Here is a 17,687-nt window from a genome sequence, read left to right on the forward strand (position 1 = left end):
GCCACGGGCCGCGAGGGCCGGCGGCGTTGGGGCGCCCGGCACCGTGATAGCCTTACGGCACACGACGCGGGGTGGAGCAGCTCGGTAGCTCGCTGGGCTCATAACCCAGAGGTCGCAGGTTCAAATCCTGTCCCCGCTACGCGAGATCGAGGCCCGGAGTCCAACGGACTCCGGGCCTCGACGTGTGTCACCCATGTGACCCGTGGGTGTCCCTGGGGCTGGTGGTGCAAGGGGGACGGATGGGTCGTGTGTTCGTTCTTGAGGTCATTGTTTTGGGGGTTGTGGGCGTGACAAGGTTTGATGAGTCGTCCTGTCGGGAAGTCGACAAACCGCTGAAGTGACCTTCCTGGCTGCGGTATACCAGGTGTACGCGGGTTGCAGGTGGTGCGACGATGGACCTCATGGGGGACGAGGCAAGGGTGTTGGATGCCCGTAGGACAGGGGGCACCGGTGGGCAGGAGCGCAAGGCTCCCGCCGCCGCCGGTGAGTTGAGGGCTGCGCGCGGCCAGGACCCGGCCGTGGCGGAGCTCAGCGCGCGGGGCGCCGCCCTGCTGCGCAAGGGGGACCTGGACGGCGCGGAGCCGATACTGCGCGCGGCGACCGCCGAGGGCGACCGGGCTGCGGCGAACAACCTGGGCGTGCTGCTCTACCAGCGCGGCCAGACGCACGAGGCGGCCGGCTGGTGGCGTATCGCCGCGGTCGGGGGCTCGCCCGCCGCCGCGCACGCCCTGGGGCGCTACTACCGGGAGAACGGCGACGAGCCCGGCGCCGAGTACTGGCTGCGCCAGTCCGCCGAGGCCGGGCACGCGCTGGGCGCGTACGCCCTCGCCGACCTGCTGGAGCACCGCAGCGACGTGGGCGCGGAGCGCTGGTTCCGGATCGCGGCGGACAAGGGTCACCGCGAGGCGGCGTACCGTCTGGCGCGCATCCTCGACACCGGCACCCGGGCGCGGTCCGGCAGCGGCGTCGAGACCGGTACGCGGCTGACGCCGCCGGCGTCGCCGGGCACGGTGAGTCTCGTCCGCGGCGCGGCCGGGGCCGGTGACGACCCGGTCGCCGAGGCCGAGCAGTGGTACCGGCAGGCCGCCGCGCGCGGGCACGTGCGCGCCGCGCTGCACCTCGGCACGCTCCTGGAGGAGCGCGGCGAGTCGCAGGAGGCCGGCCGGTGGTACGTGATCTCCGCGCGGGGCGGTGAGCCGCGCGCGGCCTGCGCGCTGGGCTTCCTGCTGCGCGACGCCGGCGACGACGCCAGCGCCGCCGTGTGGTGGCGCCAGGCGGCCAAGGACGGCGACGGCAACGCGGCGAACGCGCTCGGCGCGCTGTACGCGGACCGCGGTGAGCCGCAGGAGGCGGAGCGGTGGTACCGGGTGGCGCTCGGCGCGGGCGACATCAACGGTGCGTACAACCTTGCGCTGCTGTGCGCCGGGGAGGACCGCATCGCGCAGGCCGAGCAGTGGTACCGGCAGGCCGCGTACACCGGGCACTGCGAGGCGGCCAACGCGCTGGCCGTGCTGCTGCTGCAGCGCGGCGACGCCGCGGGCGCCGAGCCGTGGTTCTCGAAGGCCGCGGAGGCGGGCAGCGTCGACGCGGCGTTCAACCTCGGGATCATCCACGCGAACCGGGAGGACGAGACGGGCGCGCGGCAGTGGTACGAGCGCGCCGCGTCGGCCGGGCACGTGGAGGCCGCGCTGCAGGTCGGCATCGCGCTGCTGCGCGACGGCGAGGAGAAGGAGGCGGAGCACCGGCTGCGGACGGCCGCCGAGGGCGGCAGCCCCGAGGGCGCGTTCCGGCTGGCGGCGCTGCTGGACGACCGGCGCCCCGGGCCCCAAGCGGGGCCGGGACCGGACGCCCCGGGTGCCGCGGGCTCCCGCAGCGCGCGGGCGTGGGGTGACGCGGGGTCCGCGGATGCCGCCGTCGGCCCGGGCGGCTCCGACGCCGACGCCGAGTGCGAGCGGTGGTACGAGCAGGCCGCGCGGCAGGGCCACCGGCGCGCCCAGGTGCGGCTGGGCATGCGCGCGGCCGGGCGGGGCGAGACGGAGGCCGCGGGCCGGTGGTACCGGGCCGCCGCGGAGGCCGGCAGCCGCAACGGCGCGTTCAACCTGGGCCTGCTGCTGGCCCGGGAGGGCAGCGCGGCGGAGGCGGCGATCTGGTGGCGCCGGGCGGCCGAGCACGGCCACGGCCGTGCCGCCCTGCGGCTCGCGCTGCTGGCCGCCCGGAGGGGCGACCTGCCGGAGAGCCAGCACTGGTCGTCGCGGGCCGTGGAGCTGGGGCCGGCGGAGGTCGCCGAGCGCGCCGCCCGGCTGCGGGACGCGCTCGCGCAGGAGCTCACCGCCTGAGACCGGCGCGAAGCACGGAAGAAGCGAAGAAGCACGGCGGAGGGGCCGGCGGCATACAGCCGCCGGCCCTTCGCGGTAGCTCACTCAGGCGGCGGCGGCTCACTCACACAACAGAAGACGAAGGCCCGGACCATAGGGTCCGGGCCTTCGTCATTGGTAGCGGGGACAGGATTTGAACCTGCGACCTCTGGGTTATGAGCCCAGCGAGCTACCGAGCTGCTCCACCCCGCGTCGGTGAAAACAACACTACCCCTGGCCGGTCGACCAGCGCAAATTACTTCCCGTGGCCCTCGGCGCAATCCGGGCAGATGCCGCGATACGTGACTTCCGCGCCGGAGACCCGGAAGCCGAAACGCTCCTCCTGGGGCAGCGTCGACAGCAGGTCGCCCTCCGGGCGCACGTCGCGGATCGAGCCGCAGCGGCTGCACACCAGGTGCTGGTGCGCGCTGTGGGCGTTCGGGTCGTACCGCTTGGCGCGGCCGTCCGTGCTGACTTCGAGCACCTCGCCGAGCGCGACCAGCTCGCCCAGCGTGTTGTAGACCGTCGCCCGCGAGATCTCGGGGAGCCGGGCGGTGGCGCGCGCGAGTACTTCGTCGGCGGTGTAGTGCACGTGGTCGCCGTCCAGGACCTCGGCCACGACCCGCCGCTGTGCGGTGAGCCGGAAGCCACGGCCGCGCAGTCGCTCCAGGAGGTCACTCATGCGTTCAGGGTAGCAGCGCACCGCTCTATGGCCAGAAGCCATACGAACTTCATTGAGATCTTGACTTGGACTAAGTCTAATGTAGGCTCCCTGGGAGACTGCGGCGATCGGTCCCGAGGTCACGCTCCAGGCCCTGCGTGGCCGCGGGCCGGTTGCCGTGCACGGACAGAGGGGTCGGGACGCCGGTCGGGCTCCCGGCCCCTCTGACGCGTCCGGGCGCGCTATGCGAGGGCTGTCTCGCGGCGCTCCGGCTCCTGCCGCTCCGGGGTCCAGCAGCGGATGATGTCGCGTACGGACACGATGCCGACGGGCTCCGCGTCGTCGAGGACGATCAGATGCCGGAAGCTGCCGTGGGTCATGGCTCCGGCGGCGTCGTCGAGGGTCCAGCCGGGTGCGGCGAAGACGACGTCCGTGGTCGTGTGGTCGTCGGCCTTCTCCATGTCCGGGTCCTGGCCCGCGCCGACGGAGTTGAGGATGTCGCGCTCGGTCAGGATGCCGAGCCCGCTGGTGTCGGGGTCGAAGACGACCGCCGCGCCGACGCGCCGGGCCGACATCAGCCGGGCGGCCTGGCGGAGGGTGTGTGCGGGGCCGATGGTGAGGACCACCGTGCTCATGGCGTCGCGGACGAGCATGGGGTGGGGCCACCTCCTAGGCGTTACGGGCCCTTGTGCTCACCTGTGAAGGATTTCACAAATTCACAAGGCCGGTCACCGTCAGACTGGCACGCACGGCAGAGAGCAACAAGGGGGCGGGAGAAGCCCGGCCGGCCGCGGTCCGCGCCCCCGCGCGCGGGTTTGCCGGCGGCCCGGACGAGCGGCTACGGGCCGAGGTACTTCAGCAGCTCCTGGTGGAGCAGCCCGTTGGACGCCGCGGCGTTGCCGCTGTGCGGACCGGGCTCGCCGTCCAGGCCCGTGAAGGTGCCGCCGGCCTCCGCCACGATCGCCGCGCACGCCGCCATGTCCCACAGCGACAGCTCCGGCTCCGCGCAGATGTCGACCGTCCCCTCGGCGACCATCATGTACGGCCAGAAGTCCCCGTACCCCCGGCTGCGCCAGCAGTCGCGCGTCAGGTGCAGGAAGCCGTCGAGCCTGCCGCGCTCGTCCCAGCCGTGCAGTGAGGAGTACGCGAACGAGGCGTCCTCGATGCGCTGCACCCCCGACACCCGCAGCGGGCTCGCCTTCGCCAGGCTGCGGCCGGTGTACGCGCCGCCGCCCTGCACCGCCCACCACCGGCGGCCGAGGGCGGGCGCCGAGACCACGCCGACGACCGGCTGGTTGCCCTCCGCACCCGGCGCCATCAGCGCGATCAGCGTCGCCCAGACGGGGACCCCGCGGACGTAGTTCTTCGTGCCGTCGATGGGGTCGATGATCCAGCGCCGCGGCCCTGTGCCCTCGGTGCCGTACTCCTCGCCCATCACGGCATCGCGTGGCCGGGCGCGCCGCAGTGAGGAGCGGATCAGCTCCTCCGCCGATCTGTCCGCCTCCGACACCGGAGTCAGGTCGGGCTTCGTCTCGACCTTCAGGTCGAGCGCCTTGAACCGCTCCATCGTGGTGGCGTCGGCGGCGTCCGCCAGGACGTGGGCGAGACGCAGATCATCATGAAAACCGGCCATGAACGAACAGTAACCCCAAAGGTGCACCGCCAACCTTCGGCCGCGCGCGGCGGGTCGCGGGCCCCCTCGTACGGACCCTTGACAGCACCTGGCGGTGCGTCAATTCTGAGCGCACGGTCGCCCTCTGGAGGCCACGATGCCTACAGCGCGAGAAGGACTCCTCGACGCCGCCTTCGCGGCGCTCAGGGCCCGGCCCTGGGCAGCGGTGCGGATGGTCGACGTCGCCGCCGCGGCCGGGGTGTCCCGCCAGACTCTCTACAACGAGTTCGGCAGCAAGGAGGGCCTGGCCCAGGCCCTCGTCAGACGCGAGATCGACGGCTACCTCGCGGGCGTGGAGCGCACGCTGGACGGTGCCCGCAGATCCGGAGCAGACGCGGGGGGCCGGCTGCTCGCCCTGGTCGCCTGGACGCTGCGCGCCGCGCGCGGCAACCCGCTGGTGCGCGCCGCGCTCACCGGATGCTGGAGCGAGCAGCTACCGGCCCCCGTGCGGCGCGTGCCCGCCCGCGGCGGGGCGCCGGGGGCGCGGCGCACGGGCCCGTCCGTGGAGACGCCGGCGGAGCTGGTCGAGGAGGTACGCGACCGGGTACTGCGGGCGCTGGAGGAGCAGTTGGCGGGGCCGCCGGGCGAACGCCGCCGGGTCTGCGAGGCGGTGACCCGGCTGACGCTGTCGTACGTGGTCGCGCCCGCGGCCAGGGGCGAGGACGTGGAGCGGGCGGTCCGCGGGCTGCTGGCGGTCACTGCGCCGCACCGGACAACTGCAGGCCGATGACGCCGACGATCACCAGCGTGATGGAGACGATCTTCAGCGTGGAGACCATGTCGCCGAGGAAGACCATGCCGTAAATGGCCGTGCCCGCGGCACCGATGCCGGTCCACACCGCGTACGCCGGGCCGACGTCGAGCTTCTTCAGCGACAGCGTCAGCAGGCCGAAACTGCCGAGCGCGAAGGCGCAGAAGGCGACCGTCGGCCACAGCCGGGTGAAGCCGTGGGAGAGCTTCAGGCCGACGGCGAAGCCGGTTTCGAGGATTCCGGCCACGACGACCATCAGCCACGCCATCGCCATCGTGTAGAGCCTCCCGTTCGGTTGACGCTCCTGCGATTATGCCCAACGCGCGTGGGCGGGGGCGATGGACCTGCCGCACGGCTTCGGGGCCCGCGGGCTGAGCCCCCGTCAGTCTCCTTCGCGGCGCTCGCGGGTGGCGAGCAGACGGCGCAGCGAGGCCAGCCGGGCGGGGTCGGCGTGGCCCTCGGCGACCCATGCGTCGAGCGCGCAGTCCGGCTCGTCGTGGCTGCAGTTGCGCGGGCAGTCCGCCGTCCCGGGCTCCAGGTCGGGGAAGGCGTGGATGACGCGCGACGGATCGACGTGGGCCAGGCCGAACGACCGCACGCCCGGGGTGTCGATGACCCAGCCCTTGTCGTCGGGCAGCGGCAGGGCGAGCGCCGACGTCGTGGTGTGCCGGCCGCGGCCGGTGACGAGGTTGACCTCGCCGGTGGCCCGCTGGCGCTCCGGCACGAGGGCGTTGACCAGGGTGGTCTTGCCGACGCCGGAGTGGCCGACGAAGGCGGTGACCCGGTCGGTGAGCAGGTCCAGCACCCGGGCGGCGCCCGCGCCGGTGGCCAGCTCGTCGCGGTTGCAGGCGACGGCCCGCACGCCCAGGGGCGCGTACGACTTCAGCAGTTCGTCCGCGGGCGCCAGATCCGACTTCGTCAGCACCAGCAGCGGGTCGAGCCCGCCGTCGTACGCGGCGACCAGGCAGCGGTCCACCAGCCGCGGCCGGGGCGGCGGGTCGGCCAGGGCGGTGACGATGGCCAACTGGTCGGCGTTGGCGACGACCACGCGCTCGTACGGATCGTCGTCGTCCGCGGTCCGGCGCAGCACCGACGTGCGCTCCTCGACCCGGACGATGCGCGCCAGCGTCCCGGGCGCGCCGGAGACGTCCCCGACGACGGCGACCCGGTCGCCGACGACGATGCCCTTGCGCCCCAGCTCGCGCGCCTTCATGGCGGTGACCGTGCGCTCCCCCACCAGGCAGGTGATCCGGCCGCGGTCGACGGTCAGGACGAAGCCCTCGGTGGCGTCCTCGTGCTTGGGGCGGTTGCGGCTGCGGGGGCGGCTGCCCCGGCGGTCAGGGCGTACGCGGACGTCGTCCTCGTCGGGGTTCTTGCCGTAGCGCCGCATCGCGTGGGTCAGGCTCTCCGGGCGGGGGTGGCGGGCGCGCCGGCTGCGGACCCGGCACCGGAGTCCGTCCCGGCGAGGAGGCCGGCCCACATCCGGGGGAAGCCGGGCATGGTCTTGGCGGTCGTCTCCACGTTCTCCACCCGCACACCCTCCACCACCAGACCCAGGACCGCGCCCGCGGTGGCCATCCGATGGTCGTCGTACGTGTGGAAGAGGCCGCCGTGCAGCGGGCGGGGACGGATCTCCAGGCCGTCCCCGGTCTCGGTGACGTCCCCCCCCAGCCCGTTGATCTCCTCGGTGAGAGCGGCGAGCCGGTCCGTCTCGTGCAGCCGGAGATGGCCCACGCCGCGCAGCCGGGACGGCGAGCCGGCCAGCGCCGCCACCGCGGCGATGCCGGGCGTCAGCTCGCCGACCTCGGAGAGGTCGATGTCGATGCCGCGCACGCCCCCTCCCGGCGCCCCGGCCGAGGGGCCGGTGAAAACCAGGTCCGTGCCGCCCGTGCCCTCCGCGGTGGTCACCAGCTCGCAGGAGCCGCCCATCTCGGTGAAGATCCCCCGCAGTGCGTCCCCGGGCTGCGTGGTCCGCGCCGGCCAGTCGCGAATCGTCACCCGGCCGCCGGTGACCAGCGCGGCGGCCAGGAACGGCTGCGCGTTCGACAGGTCCGGCTCCACCGTCAGGTCCCGGCCCCGCAGCGCGCCCGGCGCCACCCGCCACACGTACGGCTCGCCGCCGTCCTCCGGCGCCTCCACCACGGCGCCGGCCGCCCGCAGCATCTCCACGGTCATCCGGATGTGCGGCAGCGAGGGCAGCCGGTGGCCCGTGTGGCGCAGCTCCACGCCCTTGTCGAAACGCGGCGCGGACAGCAGCAGCGCGCTGACGAACTGCGACGACGAGGAGGCGTCGACCTCGACCGGGCCGCCTCGCAGCGCCCCCTCGCCGTACACCGTCAGCGGCAGGGCACCGGGGCTGCCCTGCGCGGCGTCGTCGATCCGGGCGCCGAGGGCGCGCAGCGCGTCGATGACGCCGTGCAGGGGGCGCTCGTGGCTGCGCGGGTCGCCGTCGAAGCGGACCGGGCCGTCGGCGAGGGCTGCGACGGGGGGCAGGAAGCGCATGACCGTCCCCGCATTGCCCACGTCCACCGCGGTGTCGCCGCGCAGCCCGGCGCCGGGGGTGACGCGCCACTCCTCGGCGCCGTCCGGGCCGGCGGCCTCCTCGATGCCGACACCGAGGGCCCGCAGGCCCCCCGCCATCAGCGCGCTGTCGCGCGAGCGCAGCGGCCGGCGCAGCCGGCCCGGCTCGGCGGCGAGAGCGGCGAGCACCAGCGCCCGGTTCGTCACCGACTTCGATCCGGGGACGGTGACGGCCGCGGTCACCGGGCCGGAGGCGGTCGGCGCGGGCCAGGGGCTGCTCTGCGAAGCGGTCATGGCACTCACCCTATGCGGGCCGGCCCGCCCCTCGCAGGGTCCGCCGCCGGCCTGTGGACAACCGGCGGGTTGTGGACAACCGGGGCGACGGCCGCCGTCCCGGAGCGGGGCGCGTGAACCCCGCCGGGCGGATCAGAGGTCCAGCAGCCAGCGGGCACCGCCGGCCAGGGCACAGAGCGCGACGATGTAGAACAGGAACACCCACAGCCCGGCGGGGGTGTGCGTCAGCCGCCCCAGCTGGTCGGCGTCGGACTGCGGCGCCTCGCCGCGGCGCCGCTTCCGCTGCAGCTCGAAGACCGGCCGCACCCCGCCGAGCAGCAGGAACCACACGGCCGCGTACGCGAACGCCGCCTGCACCTCCGGCTCCGTCAGCCAGGAGACGAGGAAGAACGCGGCGCCGGTCACGACGACGGTCACCACCCCGTACGCGTTCCGGATCATCAGCAGCATCGCCGCGAGCAGGGCGATCGCACCCCACAGCGCCGCCGTGATGCGCCCGTCGGCCAGCAGCCAGGCGCCGGCGAGGCCGAGCAGCGGCGGAGCGGTGTAGCCGGCGGCGGCGGTGAGGACCATGCCGAGGCCGGAGGGCTTGCCGCGGCTGACGGTCAGACCGGAGGTGTCGGAGTGCAGCCGTATGCCCTCCAGGCGGCGCCCGGTGAGCACGGCGACCAGACCGTGGCCGCCCTCGTGCGCGATCGTGACGGCATTGCGCGCCACCCGCCACACGCCCCAGGACAGCACGGCGGAGAGCGCCACGAGCCCCGTCACCGCGACCAGCCACTCCGAGGGGTCCGGCTGTGTGCCGACGACACGGTCCCACAGCTCGCCGAAGCTGGTTCCTTCCACGTGCCCTCCCGGTGCTCGGACGAGCAGGGTAGCCAAGGCGGCATGTGCGGGCTGTCAGAGGGGCGTGGCAGTCTTGACACCCATGTGCGGACGGTACGCGGCGAGCAGGAAACCCGACGACCTCGTCCACCTCTTCGAGGTGGAGAAGTGGGACGCGGAGGAGACGCTCGCCCCCGACTACAACGTGGCGCCGACCAAGAACGTGTACGCGGTGCTGGAGCGCCCCGAGCGGGATTCCGACGACCCCCGGCCCGTGCGGCAGCTGCGCGCGCTGCGCTGGGGGCTCGTGCCGTCCTGGGCGAAGAACCCGGACCTGGGCGTGAAGATGATCAACGCCAGGGCCGAGACCGTGCACGAGAAGCCGGCCTACCGCCGGGCGTTCGTCTCCCGGCGCTGCCTGCTGCCGGCCGACGGCTACTTCGAGTGGCTGACGTTCAAGGGGGAGCGGCAGCTTGAGGAGCAGGGGAAGAAGAAGCGGCCCCGCAAGCAGCCCTACTTCGTCACCCCGGCCGACGGCTCGGTCTTCGCGATGGCCGGGCTCTTCGAGTTCTGGCGGGACAAGACGCTCCCGGACGACGACCCGCGCGCGTGGTGGGTGACGTGCACGGTGGTGACGACCGAGGCGGAGACCACGGAACTGGCGGGCGGCCCGGCGGGGGAGTCGGGGCCGCACACGCTCGCCGAGATCCACCCCCGGATGCCGCTGATGCTCACCCCGGACCGCTGGGACGCCTGGCTCGACCCCGCCAACAAGGACCCGGAGGCGCTGCGGGAGCTGCTGACCCCGCCGCCGGCGGGGCTGCTGCGGGCGTTCCCGGTGTCGACGAAGGTGAGCGACGTGCGGAACAACGGCGCGGAGCTGGTGGAGGAGATGGCGGCGCCCGAGGAGGAGACGCTGTTCTAGCCGGGTGCCAGCCGGGTGCCAGCCGGGTGCCAGCCGGGTGCCGGCCGGACGGGTGCCTGCGGGGTGCGGGGCTTCACCGGTGCGGGCGGACGTGCCGTTCGGGGTCCGGCCGGCCGGGCCGGCGGCTCGCCTAGATTGAGGCGCGTGAAGCCCACCACCGAGATCGTCGCCACCCCGCCCGGCGACGCCCGCATCACCTGGCACCGGGCCGCGCGCCCGCGGCTCGTGCTCGCCCTGAGCCACGGCGCCGGCGCCGGCATCGAAGCCCGCGACCTGCGCGCGCTGGCCGCCGCGCTGCCGGCCGAGGGGGTCACCGTCGCGCTCGTCGAGCAGCCCTGGCGGGTCGCAGGCCGCAAGCTGGCGCCCGCGCCCAAGACCCTCGACGCCGGCTGGACGGCGCTGTGGCCCGCCCTGGAGAAACCCGGCGTGCCGGTCGTCGCCGGCGGCCGGAGCGCCGGCGCCCGGGTCGCGTGCCGTACGGCCCGGGCCCTCGGCGCCCGCGCGGTGCTCGCCCTGGCCTTCCCGCTGCACCCGCCGGGCAAGCCGGAGAAGTCCCGGCTGGCGGAGCTGCTGGACGCCGGGGTGCCGACCCGCGTGGTGCAGGGCGAGCGCGACCCGTTCGGCGGCCCCGCCGAGTTCCCCGCGGATATCGACGTCGTGCCCGTGCCGTACGCGGACCACGGCTTCGCCGTGGCCAAGAGCGCCCCGCCGGACGAGGCAGGGACCGTCGCCGTGATCACCGCCGCCGCGGTGGACTGGCTCGCCGGCCTGCGCTGACGCCGGCCGCGATGGGCCCCCGCCCCCGGCAGCCCCCGGCACCAGCGGGGAATGCGGCATCGGCGGTCTGTGTTTTCACCGATGTACGTTCACGTGATCGATGAAGGGACACGCATGAGCGCGGTTGCATGCCCGTCGCGTCCGCAGCCGGAGGCAGCGGAGAAGTACTGGGCGGCGGATGTGCACGGACGTCGTCTATCCTCCGAACCGTACGGGGCCACCGCAGGCTCCACCACTGTGCTGGAGGAGGTGGGTCTCGTCGCAGGGACCGACACGGGGAAGGGCGAGCCGGCCGCGGAGCGGACGGCGCCGCAGGAGACGTCCGCCGAGCGGAGCGTGCGCTTCGAGCGGGACGCGCTCCAGTTCCTCGACCAGATGTACTCGGCCGCGCTGCGCATGACGCGCAACCCCGCCGACGCAGAGGACCTGGTGCAGGAGACCTATGCCAAGGCGTACGCGTCCTTCCACCAGTTCCGCGAGGGCACGAATCTCAAGGCGTGGCTCTACCGCATCCTGACCAACACGTTCATCAACTCGTACCGCAAGAAGCAGCGTGAACCGCAGCGCAGCGCCGCGGAGGAGATCGAGGACTGGCAGCTCGCGCGCGCCGAGTCGCACATGTCGACCGGCTTGCGCTCCGCCGAGGCCCAGGCGCTCGACCACCTGCCGGACTCGGACGTGAAGGAAGCCCTCCAGGCGATCCCGGAGGAGTTCCGCATCGCGGTCTATCTGGCGGACGTCGAGGGCTTTGCCTACAAGGAGATCGCGGACATCATGGGGACACCGATCGGTACGGTCATGTCCCGGCTGCACCGCGGTCGCCGCCAGTTGCGCGGTCTCCTGGAGGACTACGCGCAGGAGCGCGGCCTGATGCCGGCGGGAGCCGGACCGGAGTCGGCCGGCTCGCACACGGGAAAGGGATCGGGAGCATGAGCTGCGGAGAGCCGCACGAGACGGATTGCTCAGAGGTCCTCGACCACCTCTACGAGTATCTCGACCAGGAGATGCCGGAAGGCGACTGCGCGAAGTTCCAGGTGCACTTCGACGAGTGCAACCCGTGTCTGGAGAAGTACGGCCTGGAGCAGGCCGTGAAGAAGCTGGTCAAACGCTGCTGCGGGCAGGACGACGTGCCGGCGGACCTGCGCGCGAAGGTGATGGGCCGGATCGACACCATCAGGTCCGGCGACGAGGTGCCGGAGCAGCCGTTGCTCGACGCCGAAGGCACCGGGGACGACGGCCGCCCCACGTCACTCGAAGGTGCGAATCCACCCGCTTCGTAGTGTTCTTTTACGCGACTGCGCCCATGCGGCCGTAGGCGCCGCCCTATGCTCCCCAACTCGTACGGAGTACTGCGCGGACGAGGAGCGTGGGGAGCATGGGGCAGATGGCGCAGGTCTCTGCAGCCGGGCGCGGCTGTCTGCTGTGCGCCCTGCTGGCCGCGGCGGCGTGTGCCGCCCCCGCGCTGCGGCCCGGCGCCGCGACCCCCTGGGCGGCGCTGGCCCTGCTCGCCGCCGTCTGTGCGGCCGGTGAACACCTCTGGCGCATCCCGCCGCTGGCCGGCCGGGTGCCCGACGGCATCGGCGCCTTCTTTCCCGTCCTGCTTGCAGGAGCGTTTCTGCTGCCGCCCGCCGCGGCGGCCCTCGTCCCCCTCCCGGGCGCGCTGACCGCCCGGATCACCGAGCAGCCCGCCGTCCCGCGGCGGCTGTGGCGGGCCGCGGAACTGGCGCTCGCCGCCTGGGCCGCCGCGTACGCCGCCGGGCGCGTGCCGGGGGACGCCCGGCTCGGCGTGGCCGGCTTCCCCGAGCTGCTGCCCGCCGCGCTCGTCGCGGTCGCGGCCTTCTGGGCCGTACTCACCTGCCTGGACACCCTGATGCAGGCCGCCGCCGAGCGCCGCTCCCCGCGCGCGGTACTCGCCGCGGCGCCCGCGGCGGCCGGCGTGTACCTCGTGCACGGGCTCGCCGGGCTGATGATGGCCATGCTCTGGCACAGCCCGCACGGGCCCGCCAGCGGGCTGCTCGTGCTGCTGCCGATGGCCATCTCCTGCTGGGCGTTCGCCCAGGCCAACCGGGAACGCGCGGCGCACCAGGCGACGATCCGGGCGCTGGTGCAGGCCGTCGACATCAAGGACCGCTACACCCGCGGGCACAGCGAGCGGGTCGGCCGCGCGTCGGTGCTCATCGCGCGCGAGCTGGGCATGGACGAGCGGCGGCAGGAGGTGCTGCGGTTCGCCGGGATCCTGCACGACGTGGGCAAGCTCGGCGTGCCGACGCGCATCCTGCGCAAGGACGGGCCGCTGACGCACGAGGAGCGGCGGATCATCGAGCTGCACCCGGAGTACGGGCACGAGATCGTCCGCGGCATCGGCTTCCTGGAGGAGGTGCGCTCGGCGATCCTGCACCACCACGAGCGGATGGACGGCCGCGGTTACCCGTACGGGCTCACCGGCGAGCGGATTCCGGAATACGCCCGCGTGGTGGCGGTCGCCGACGCCTTCGACGCCATGACGTCGACCCGCTCGTACCGCCGCGCGCGCGAGGTGCCCGCGGCGCTGGCGGAGCTGCGGCGGTGCGCGGGGGCGCAGTTCGACCCCCGGGTGGTGCGCGCGCTGGCCGGGGTGATCGAGCGCCGCGGCTGGCACGCCGAGGTCACCGCGGACGAGCCCGTGACGGTCCCCGCGCCGCTGCGCGGCGGGGCCGGTCAGCGGGCGGCGAGCCGGGCGCCGGCCGCCGAGACCGTCGTACGCAGCGGTGGTACGCCGTGAGCGAATCGGTTCTCCGCTTCCGCCCCGGGACCCCGCCCGAGGTGCGCGTGGCGGTCGGGGCCGCGGCGGCGGTGGCCGCGGCCGGGTTCTGCTGGACGCTGCGGCACGGGCTCGCCCAGCCCGAGGCCGCGCTCGCCTTCGGCCTCCTCATCGTGCTCGGCGAGGTGGCGGGCGACCACCGCGCGTGCGCCCCCGCGCGCTTCCCCGCGCCGCTGGCCACCGCCGGTGCGCTCGGGTACGCGCTGCTCTGCCTCCCCGCGGACACGGCGGGCGGCGCCGTACTGGAGATCGCCGCCGTCTCCTTCACCGCCACCGTCGTCGGCGCCGTGCCGCACATCGCCCGGGGCCAGGGCCCCACCGCCGAGCACCTGGTCCGCCGGGTCCTCGGCACCGCCTTCGCCGCCGCCTGCTGCCGCCCCCTGTGCGCCGGCGGCCCGGACGACGGCGGCGGCCCGGTCACCGGCCTGGCCGCGGGCCCCGGCTACGTCCTGGCCCTGCTCGGCGTCCTCGCGCTGACGGCGCTCTGCGACGCCGTGCTCGCCGCGTGCCTCGCCCGCGCCCGCACCGGCTGGCCGTACGGCCCCCTGCTCCGCGACGAACTGCGCGCCCTGCCCGGCGTCGGCTCCGCGATGTGCGCGACCGGCGTGGTCATCGCGCTCGCCGCGCAGGTGACGGGGGTGTGGGCGCTGCCGGTGCTGAGCCTGCCGCTGCTGCTCACCCAGCTCTCGTTCCGCCGCTACGCCGCCGTGCGCCGCACGTACCGCCAGACCATCGCCTCCCTGGCCCGCGCGACCGAGATGGCCGGCTACCACTCCCCGGGCCACGCCCACCGCGTCGCGGCCCTCAGCCGGGCGATCGGCCGGGTGCGGGGGCTGTCCGAGCGGGAGCTGGACGTGCTGGAGCAGGCCGCGCTCATGCACGACCTCGGCAAGCTGTCGCTTGCGGACCCCGTGCCCTCCGGCGCTGACGGCCCCGTGCCCCCCGGCGCCGAAGGTCCGGTGCCCCCCGGTGCCGAGGGCACCGCCGGCGCCGAGGGCCCCGCAGGCGCCGGCGGCCTCGCCGACCGGCGGCGCATCGCCCTGCTGGGCGGCGCGGTGGTACGGCAGACCGGGGTGGCCCCCGAGGTCGCCGTCGTCGTGGAGCGGCAGGCGGAGCCGTACCGTGACCAGCCGGTCGCGGCCCGTATCGTCCGCGTCGCCGCCGCATACGACGCACTGGTGACGGGGAACGCGAAGGGTGAGGGCGCGGTCGCCGCCGGACCGCTCGCGGCCCTGGAGCGGCTGCGGCTGGCCCCTCGCGCCGAGTACGACCCGGCCGTGGTGGACGCGCTGCGGGAGGTGCTGGCCAGTGGCGTGTACCCGAACTGACCGGTAAGAAGCGGGTGTACGGCACCGCGTGGTTGGATGCGGGCATAGCCCGGCACCCGAGCGGACAGGAAGTTGCGGGGAGCAACGGCGCCCCCTGGGAGAGCACACCGTGCGGACGGGCCGCGCAGTGGTCATCCTGGAGCTAGGACGGCAGGCAGGAATCGTGAGGATCTTCGGCAGAACACGGCATCGGCCCTCCGCCTCGTGGCGGCAGGCGACCGACCGCGCGTTCACGTTGATCGGCGACGGCCGGTACGACGACGCGGGCGCGCTGCTCACGCGTGCCGCGGGCCTGGAGCCCTGGCTGTCGGAGTCGTGGTTCAACCTGGCGCTGCTGCACAAGTTCCGGCACGACTGGGAGCAGGCGCGCGCCGCCGGGCTGCGGGCCGTGGCGCTGCTCGACCGCGAGGCCGGCGCGCCCGACTGGTGGAACGTCGGCATCGCCGCCACCGCGCTGCAGGACTGGCCGCTGGCGCGGCGGGCCTGGCAGGCGTACGGGCTGCGGGTGCCAGGCGGCGCCGCGCACCAGGGGGCGGCCGAGCCGCCGGAGGACATGGAGCTGGGCAGCGCCGCGGTCCGGCTGTCGCCGGAGGGCGAGGCGGAGGTCGTCTGGGGCCGCCGGCTTGACCCGGCGCGGATCGAGGTGCAGAGCATCCCGCTGCCGTCGTCGGGGCGGCGCTGGGGCGAGGTCGTGCTGCACGACGGGGTGCCGCACGGCGAGCGGGCGACGCTGGCGGGTCCTTCGTACCCGGTCTTCGACGAGATAGAGCTGTGGGCACCGTCGCCGGTGCCGACGTGGGTGGTGCTGCTGGAGGCGGCCACCGAGGCGGACCGGGACGCCGTCGAGCTGCTGGCGGCCGAGGCGGGGTACGCGGCCGAGGACTGGTCGTCGTCGGTGCGGCTGCTCTGCCGCACCTGTTCGGAGAGCTGCATGCCCAGCGCCGAGGGCTCGCTGCAGGCGACCCTCGACCCGCACGACCACAGCGAGCCGGGCCAGCCGGGGCCCCTGGTGCACCGCACCGAGGACGGGCTGTGGGTGCCGGAGCGGGAGTGCGGGATAGCCGCGCCCGCGGCGCTGGTGCGCGGGCTGCTGGAGAGCTGGGCCGCCGACAGCCCGGACACCCGGGACTGGCGGGATCTGGAAGAAGTCGTCTGAACCTGTTGCCACCTGGTCGTACCCTGGACTCCGGCTCTTTTCGTAAAGCTCGTGTGGGCGGGAACCAGGAAGGCGTACGGCGAGGATGACGCAGCAGGCGGAGCAGCAGCAGGCGGGGCGGGAAGCGGAGTCGCCGGACGTGTTCCTCGACGACGTGACGGACGCGGAGGCGCGGGAGCGGGAGGCCCGCGAGCGAGGTACGTTCCGCCCGATCACGGTGGTGGGCAATGCGGTGCTGCACCGCGAGTGCCGGGACGTCACGGAGTTCGACGACGCGCTGCGGCAGCTCGCGGACGACATGTTCGTCAGCCAGCGGAAGGCGGAGGGCGTGGGGCTCGCGGCCAACCAGGTCGGTGTCGACCTCAAGCTCTTCGTCTACGACTGCCCGGACGACGACGGCGTACGGCACGTGGGCGCCGTGTGCAACCCGGTGCTGGAGGAACTGCCCGCCGACCGCCGGCAGCTCGACGACGGCAACGAGGGCTGCCTGTCCGTCCCCGGCGCGTACATGTCGCTGGCCCGCCCGGACTACGCGGTGGTGAGCGGCCAGGCCCTCGACGGCACCCCGATCCGGGTGCAGGGCACCGGCTACTTCGCCCGCTGCCTGCAGCACGAGACCGACCACCTTTACGGGCGGCTCTACATCGACCGGCTCTCCAAGCGCGAACGCAAGGACGTCATGCAGCAGATGGCGGAGAACACCCCGCGCTACGAGACCGTCCCCAACGACTGACGGCCCGGCGAGCTGCCCAGTGTGTCCGTAACCGCCGTGTCTTGCGCGGCGGTTACGGCGGCGGTCTGGACCAGTGGCGGAATGGTGGCCCGTTGACCGCGCGCCTGCCGCGCGTAACGCTCGGAGCCCCCATTCACACGGCGCGGAGGTCCGATGCTCAGACGTATGGTCAGACTCATCCTCAGCATTGCCATGATCGCGGCGGCGGGTGTCGTCGGCACCGTCGCGACCGCCGGCACCGCGCAGGCGGACGACTGCTACACCTGGAGCCGTACCCTCAAGGAAGGCATGTCCGGGTCCGACGTCACCCAGTTGCAGATCCGGGTGGCGGGCCACGTGACGTCCGGCGAGGTCCTCGCCATCGACGGCCAGTTCGGTGCGCGCACCAAGGCCGCCGTCGCCAAGTTCCAGAGCCGGTATGGGCTCACCGCGGACGGCGTCGCGGGCACCAACACGTACAACAAGATCTACGGCCTGCAGGACGCCGACTGCACCCCGGCGCACTTCACGTACGCCGAACTGAACAAGTGCAACTCCACCTGGGGCGGTGGTGCGGTCTCCGCGGCCACGGCCAAGGAGAACGCCAAGCGCACCATGTGGAAGCTGGAGGCGATGCGCCGTGCCCTCGGGGACACGCCCATCACCATCAGCAGCGGCTTCCGCTCCTACTCGTGCAACAGCGCGGTCGGCGGCGCCTCCAACAGCCAGCACCTGTACGGCACGGCGGCCGACCTCACCGGGTCCCCGTCGTTCTGCACGCTGGCGCAGCAGGCGCGGACCCACGGCTTCGCGGGGATCCTCGGCCCCGGCTACCCGGGTCACAACGACCACGTGCACGTGGACGGCCGGTCCTCCCGCTACTGGTCCGCACCCAGCTGCGGCATCTGACGC

Annotated in this window: 18 protein-coding genes and 2 tRNA genes; 12 read left to right on the top strand and 8 right to left on the bottom strand. The window is 74.1% G+C overall.

All coding sequences use genetic code 11. The annotated features are described in order from the left end of the window. Positions 1–65: 65 nt before the first annotated feature. Positions 66–139: transfer RNA gene (locus tag B124_RS15740), tRNA-Met, on the top strand. A gap of 379 nt (positions 140–518) precedes the next feature. Then, positions 519–2,336, top strand: a complete 1,818-nt coding sequence (locus tag B124_RS15745; RefSeq protein ID WP_496503456.1) for a tetratricopeptide repeat protein — start codon at positions 519–521, stop codon at positions 2,334–2,336. Positions 2,337–2,490: 154 nt separating this feature from the next. On the opposite strand, the gene B124_RS15750 is transcribed toward B124_RS15745, so the two are convergent. The 4 genes from B124_RS15750 to hisN form a co-directional block, all read right to left on the bottom strand. Next, positions 2,491–2,567, bottom strand: a tRNA-Met gene (locus B124_RS15750). A 43-nt stretch (positions 2,568–2,610) separates the two neighbouring features. Then, positions 2,611–3,036, bottom strand: a complete 426-nt coding sequence (locus B124_RS15755; RefSeq protein WP_496503457.1) for a Fur family transcriptional regulator — start codon at positions 3,034–3,036, stop codon at positions 2,611–2,613. Between the two features lie 221 nt (positions 3,037–3,257). After that, the gene (locus B124_RS15760; RefSeq protein ID WP_496503458.1) at positions 3,258–3,668 is read right to left on the bottom strand and encodes a CBS domain-containing protein; all 411 of its coding nucleotides are present in this window, start codon (positions 3,666–3,668) and stop codon (positions 3,258–3,260) included. Positions 3,669–3,853: 185 nt separating this feature from the next. Next, complete coding sequence (hisN, locus tag B124_RS15765; protein ID WP_496503459.1) at positions 3,854–4,648, bottom strand: histidinol-phosphatase; 795 nt, start codon at positions 4,646–4,648, stop codon at positions 3,854–3,856. A gap of 136 nt (positions 4,649–4,784) precedes the next feature. On the opposite strand from hisN, the gene B124_RS15770 reads away from it, so the two are divergent. Next, a complete protein-coding gene (locus B124_RS15770) occupies positions 4,785–5,417 on the top strand; it encodes a TetR/AcrR family transcriptional regulator (RefSeq protein ID WP_496503460.1) in 633 nt (210 codons plus the stop codon). Here the strand turns inward: B124_RS15770 and B124_RS15775 are convergent. From B124_RS15775 to B124_RS15790, 4 genes are all read right to left on the bottom strand, one after another. After that, the gene (locus tag B124_RS15775; RefSeq protein ID WP_496503503.1) at positions 5,383–5,706 is read right to left on the bottom strand and encodes a DMT family transporter; all 324 of its coding nucleotides are present in this window, start codon (positions 5,704–5,706) and stop codon (positions 5,383–5,385) included. The two genes, B124_RS15770 and B124_RS15775, sit on opposite strands and share 35 nt — an antisense overlap. A gap of 114 nt (positions 5,707–5,820) precedes the next feature. Further along, entirely contained in the window at positions 5,821–6,828 is a 1,008-nt protein-coding gene (gene rsgA, locus B124_RS15780) for a ribosome small subunit-dependent GTPase A (protein ID WP_496503461.1), read from the bottom strand. Between the two features lie 8 nt (positions 6,829–6,836). Then, the gene (aroA, locus tag B124_RS15785; protein WP_496503462.1) at positions 6,837–8,252 is read right to left on the bottom strand and encodes a 3-phosphoshikimate 1-carboxyvinyltransferase; all 1,416 of its coding nucleotides are present in this window, start codon (positions 8,250–8,252) and stop codon (positions 6,837–6,839) included. Between the two features lie 132 nt (positions 8,253–8,384). Then, positions 8,385–9,098, bottom strand: coding sequence for a M50 family metallopeptidase (locus B124_RS15790; RefSeq protein WP_496503463.1), 714 nt, complete (start codon positions 9,096–9,098; stop codon positions 8,385–8,387). Between the two features lie 82 nt (positions 9,099–9,180). Here B124_RS15790 and B124_RS15795 point away from each other — a divergent pair, with 82 nt between their 5' ends. The 9 genes from B124_RS15795 to B124_RS15835 all read left to right on the top strand — a co-directional run bounded on the left by B124_RS15795 (position 9,181) and on the right by B124_RS15835 (position 17,684). Next, positions 9,181–10,002 carry an SOS response-associated peptidase gene (locus B124_RS15795; RefSeq protein ID WP_496503464.1) on the top strand — a complete coding sequence of 274 codons (822 nt, stop codon included), beginning with the start codon at positions 9,181–9,183 and terminating at the stop codon, positions 10,000–10,002. A 144-nt stretch (positions 10,003–10,146) separates the two neighbouring features. Then, the gene (locus B124_RS15800) at positions 10,147–10,779 is read left to right on the top strand and encodes an alpha/beta hydrolase family protein (RefSeq protein ID WP_496503465.1); all 633 of its coding nucleotides are present in this window, start codon (positions 10,147–10,149) and stop codon (positions 10,777–10,779) included. Positions 10,780–10,893: 114 nt separating this feature from the next. After that, positions 10,894–11,712: a sigma-70 family RNA polymerase sigma factor gene (locus tag B124_RS15805; protein WP_496503466.1), complete on the top strand. Its 819-nt coding sequence runs from the start codon at positions 10,894–10,896 to the stop codon at positions 11,710–11,712. Then, positions 11,709–12,059, top strand: coding sequence for a mycothiol system anti-sigma-R factor (gene rsrA, locus B124_RS15810; RefSeq protein WP_496503467.1), 351 nt, complete (start codon positions 11,709–11,711; stop codon positions 12,057–12,059). Before B124_RS15805 ends, rsrA begins: the two co-directional genes overlap by 4 nt. 104 nt (positions 12,060–12,163) lie before the next feature. Continuing rightward, entirely contained in the window at positions 12,164–13,540 is a 1,377-nt protein-coding gene (locus B124_RS15815; protein WP_496503468.1) for an HD-GYP domain-containing protein, read from the top strand. Then, complete coding sequence (locus B124_RS15820) at positions 13,537–14,907, top strand: metal-dependent phosphohydrolase (protein ID WP_496503469.1); 1,371 nt, start codon at positions 13,537–13,539, stop codon at positions 14,905–14,907. The genes B124_RS15815 and B124_RS15820 overlap by 4 nt, the downstream gene beginning before the upstream one ends. A gap of 163 nt (positions 14,908–15,070) precedes the next feature. After that, entirely contained in the window at positions 15,071–16,063 is a 993-nt protein-coding gene (locus tag B124_RS15825) for a tetratricopeptide repeat protein (protein ID WP_496503470.1), read from the top strand. A gap of 85 nt (positions 16,064–16,148) precedes the next feature. After that, on the top strand, positions 16,149–16,796 hold the full coding sequence (gene def, locus B124_RS15830) for a peptide deformylase (protein WP_496503471.1): 648 nt from the start codon (positions 16,149–16,151) through the stop codon (positions 16,794–16,796). Between the two features lie 153 nt (positions 16,797–16,949). After that, a complete protein-coding gene (locus B124_RS15835) occupies positions 16,950–17,684 on the top strand; it encodes a D-Ala-D-Ala carboxypeptidase family metallohydrolase (protein ID WP_496503472.1) in 735 nt (244 codons plus the stop codon). Positions 17,685–17,687 lie beyond the last annotated feature (3 nt).

Source organism: Streptomyces sp. CNP082 (assembly GCF_059570535.1).

Coding starts and splice junctions, on each gene's coding strand:
- B124_RS15755 (WP_496503457.1), bottom strand. CDS start 3,036: ATGAGTGACCTCCTGGAGCGACTGCGCGGCCGTGGCTTCCGGCTCACC.
- B124_RS15760 (WP_496503458.1), bottom strand. CDS start 3,668: ATGCTCGTCCGCGACGCCATGAGCACGGTGGTCCTCACCATCGGCCCC.
- hisN (WP_496503459.1), bottom strand. CDS start 4,648: ATGGCCGGTTTTCATGATGATCTGCGTCTCGCCCACGTCCTGGCGGAC.
- B124_RS15770 (WP_496503460.1), top strand. CDS start 4,785: ATGCCTACAGCGCGAGAAGGACTCCTCGACGCCGCCTTCGCGGCGCTC.
- B124_RS15775 (WP_496503503.1), bottom strand. CDS start 5,706: ATGGCGTGGCTGATGGTCGTCGTGGCCGGAATCCTCGAAACCGGCTTC.
- rsgA (WP_496503461.1), bottom strand. CDS start 6,828: ATGCGGCGCTACGGCAAGAACCCCGACGAGGACGACGTCCGCGTACGC.
- aroA (WP_496503462.1), bottom strand. CDS start 8,252: ATGACCGCTTCGCAGAGCAGCCCCTGGCCCGCGCCGACCGCCTCCGGC.
- B124_RS15795 (WP_496503464.1), top strand. CDS start 9,181: ATGTGCGGACGGTACGCGGCGAGCAGGAAACCCGACGACCTCGTCCAC.
- B124_RS15805 (WP_496503466.1), top strand. CDS start 10,894: ATGAGCGCGGTTGCATGCCCGTCGCGTCCGCAGCCGGAGGCAGCGGAG.
- rsrA (WP_496503467.1), top strand. CDS start 11,709: ATGAGCTGCGGAGAGCCGCACGAGACGGATTGCTCAGAGGTCCTCGAC.
- B124_RS15815 (WP_496503468.1), top strand. CDS start 12,164: ATGGCGCAGGTCTCTGCAGCCGGGCGCGGCTGTCTGCTGTGCGCCCTG.
- def (WP_496503471.1), top strand. CDS start 16,149: ATGACGCAGCAGGCGGAGCAGCAGCAGGCGGGGCGGGAAGCGGAGTCG.
- B124_RS15835 (WP_496503472.1), top strand. CDS start 16,950: ATGCTCAGACGTATGGTCAGACTCATCCTCAGCATTGCCATGATCGCG.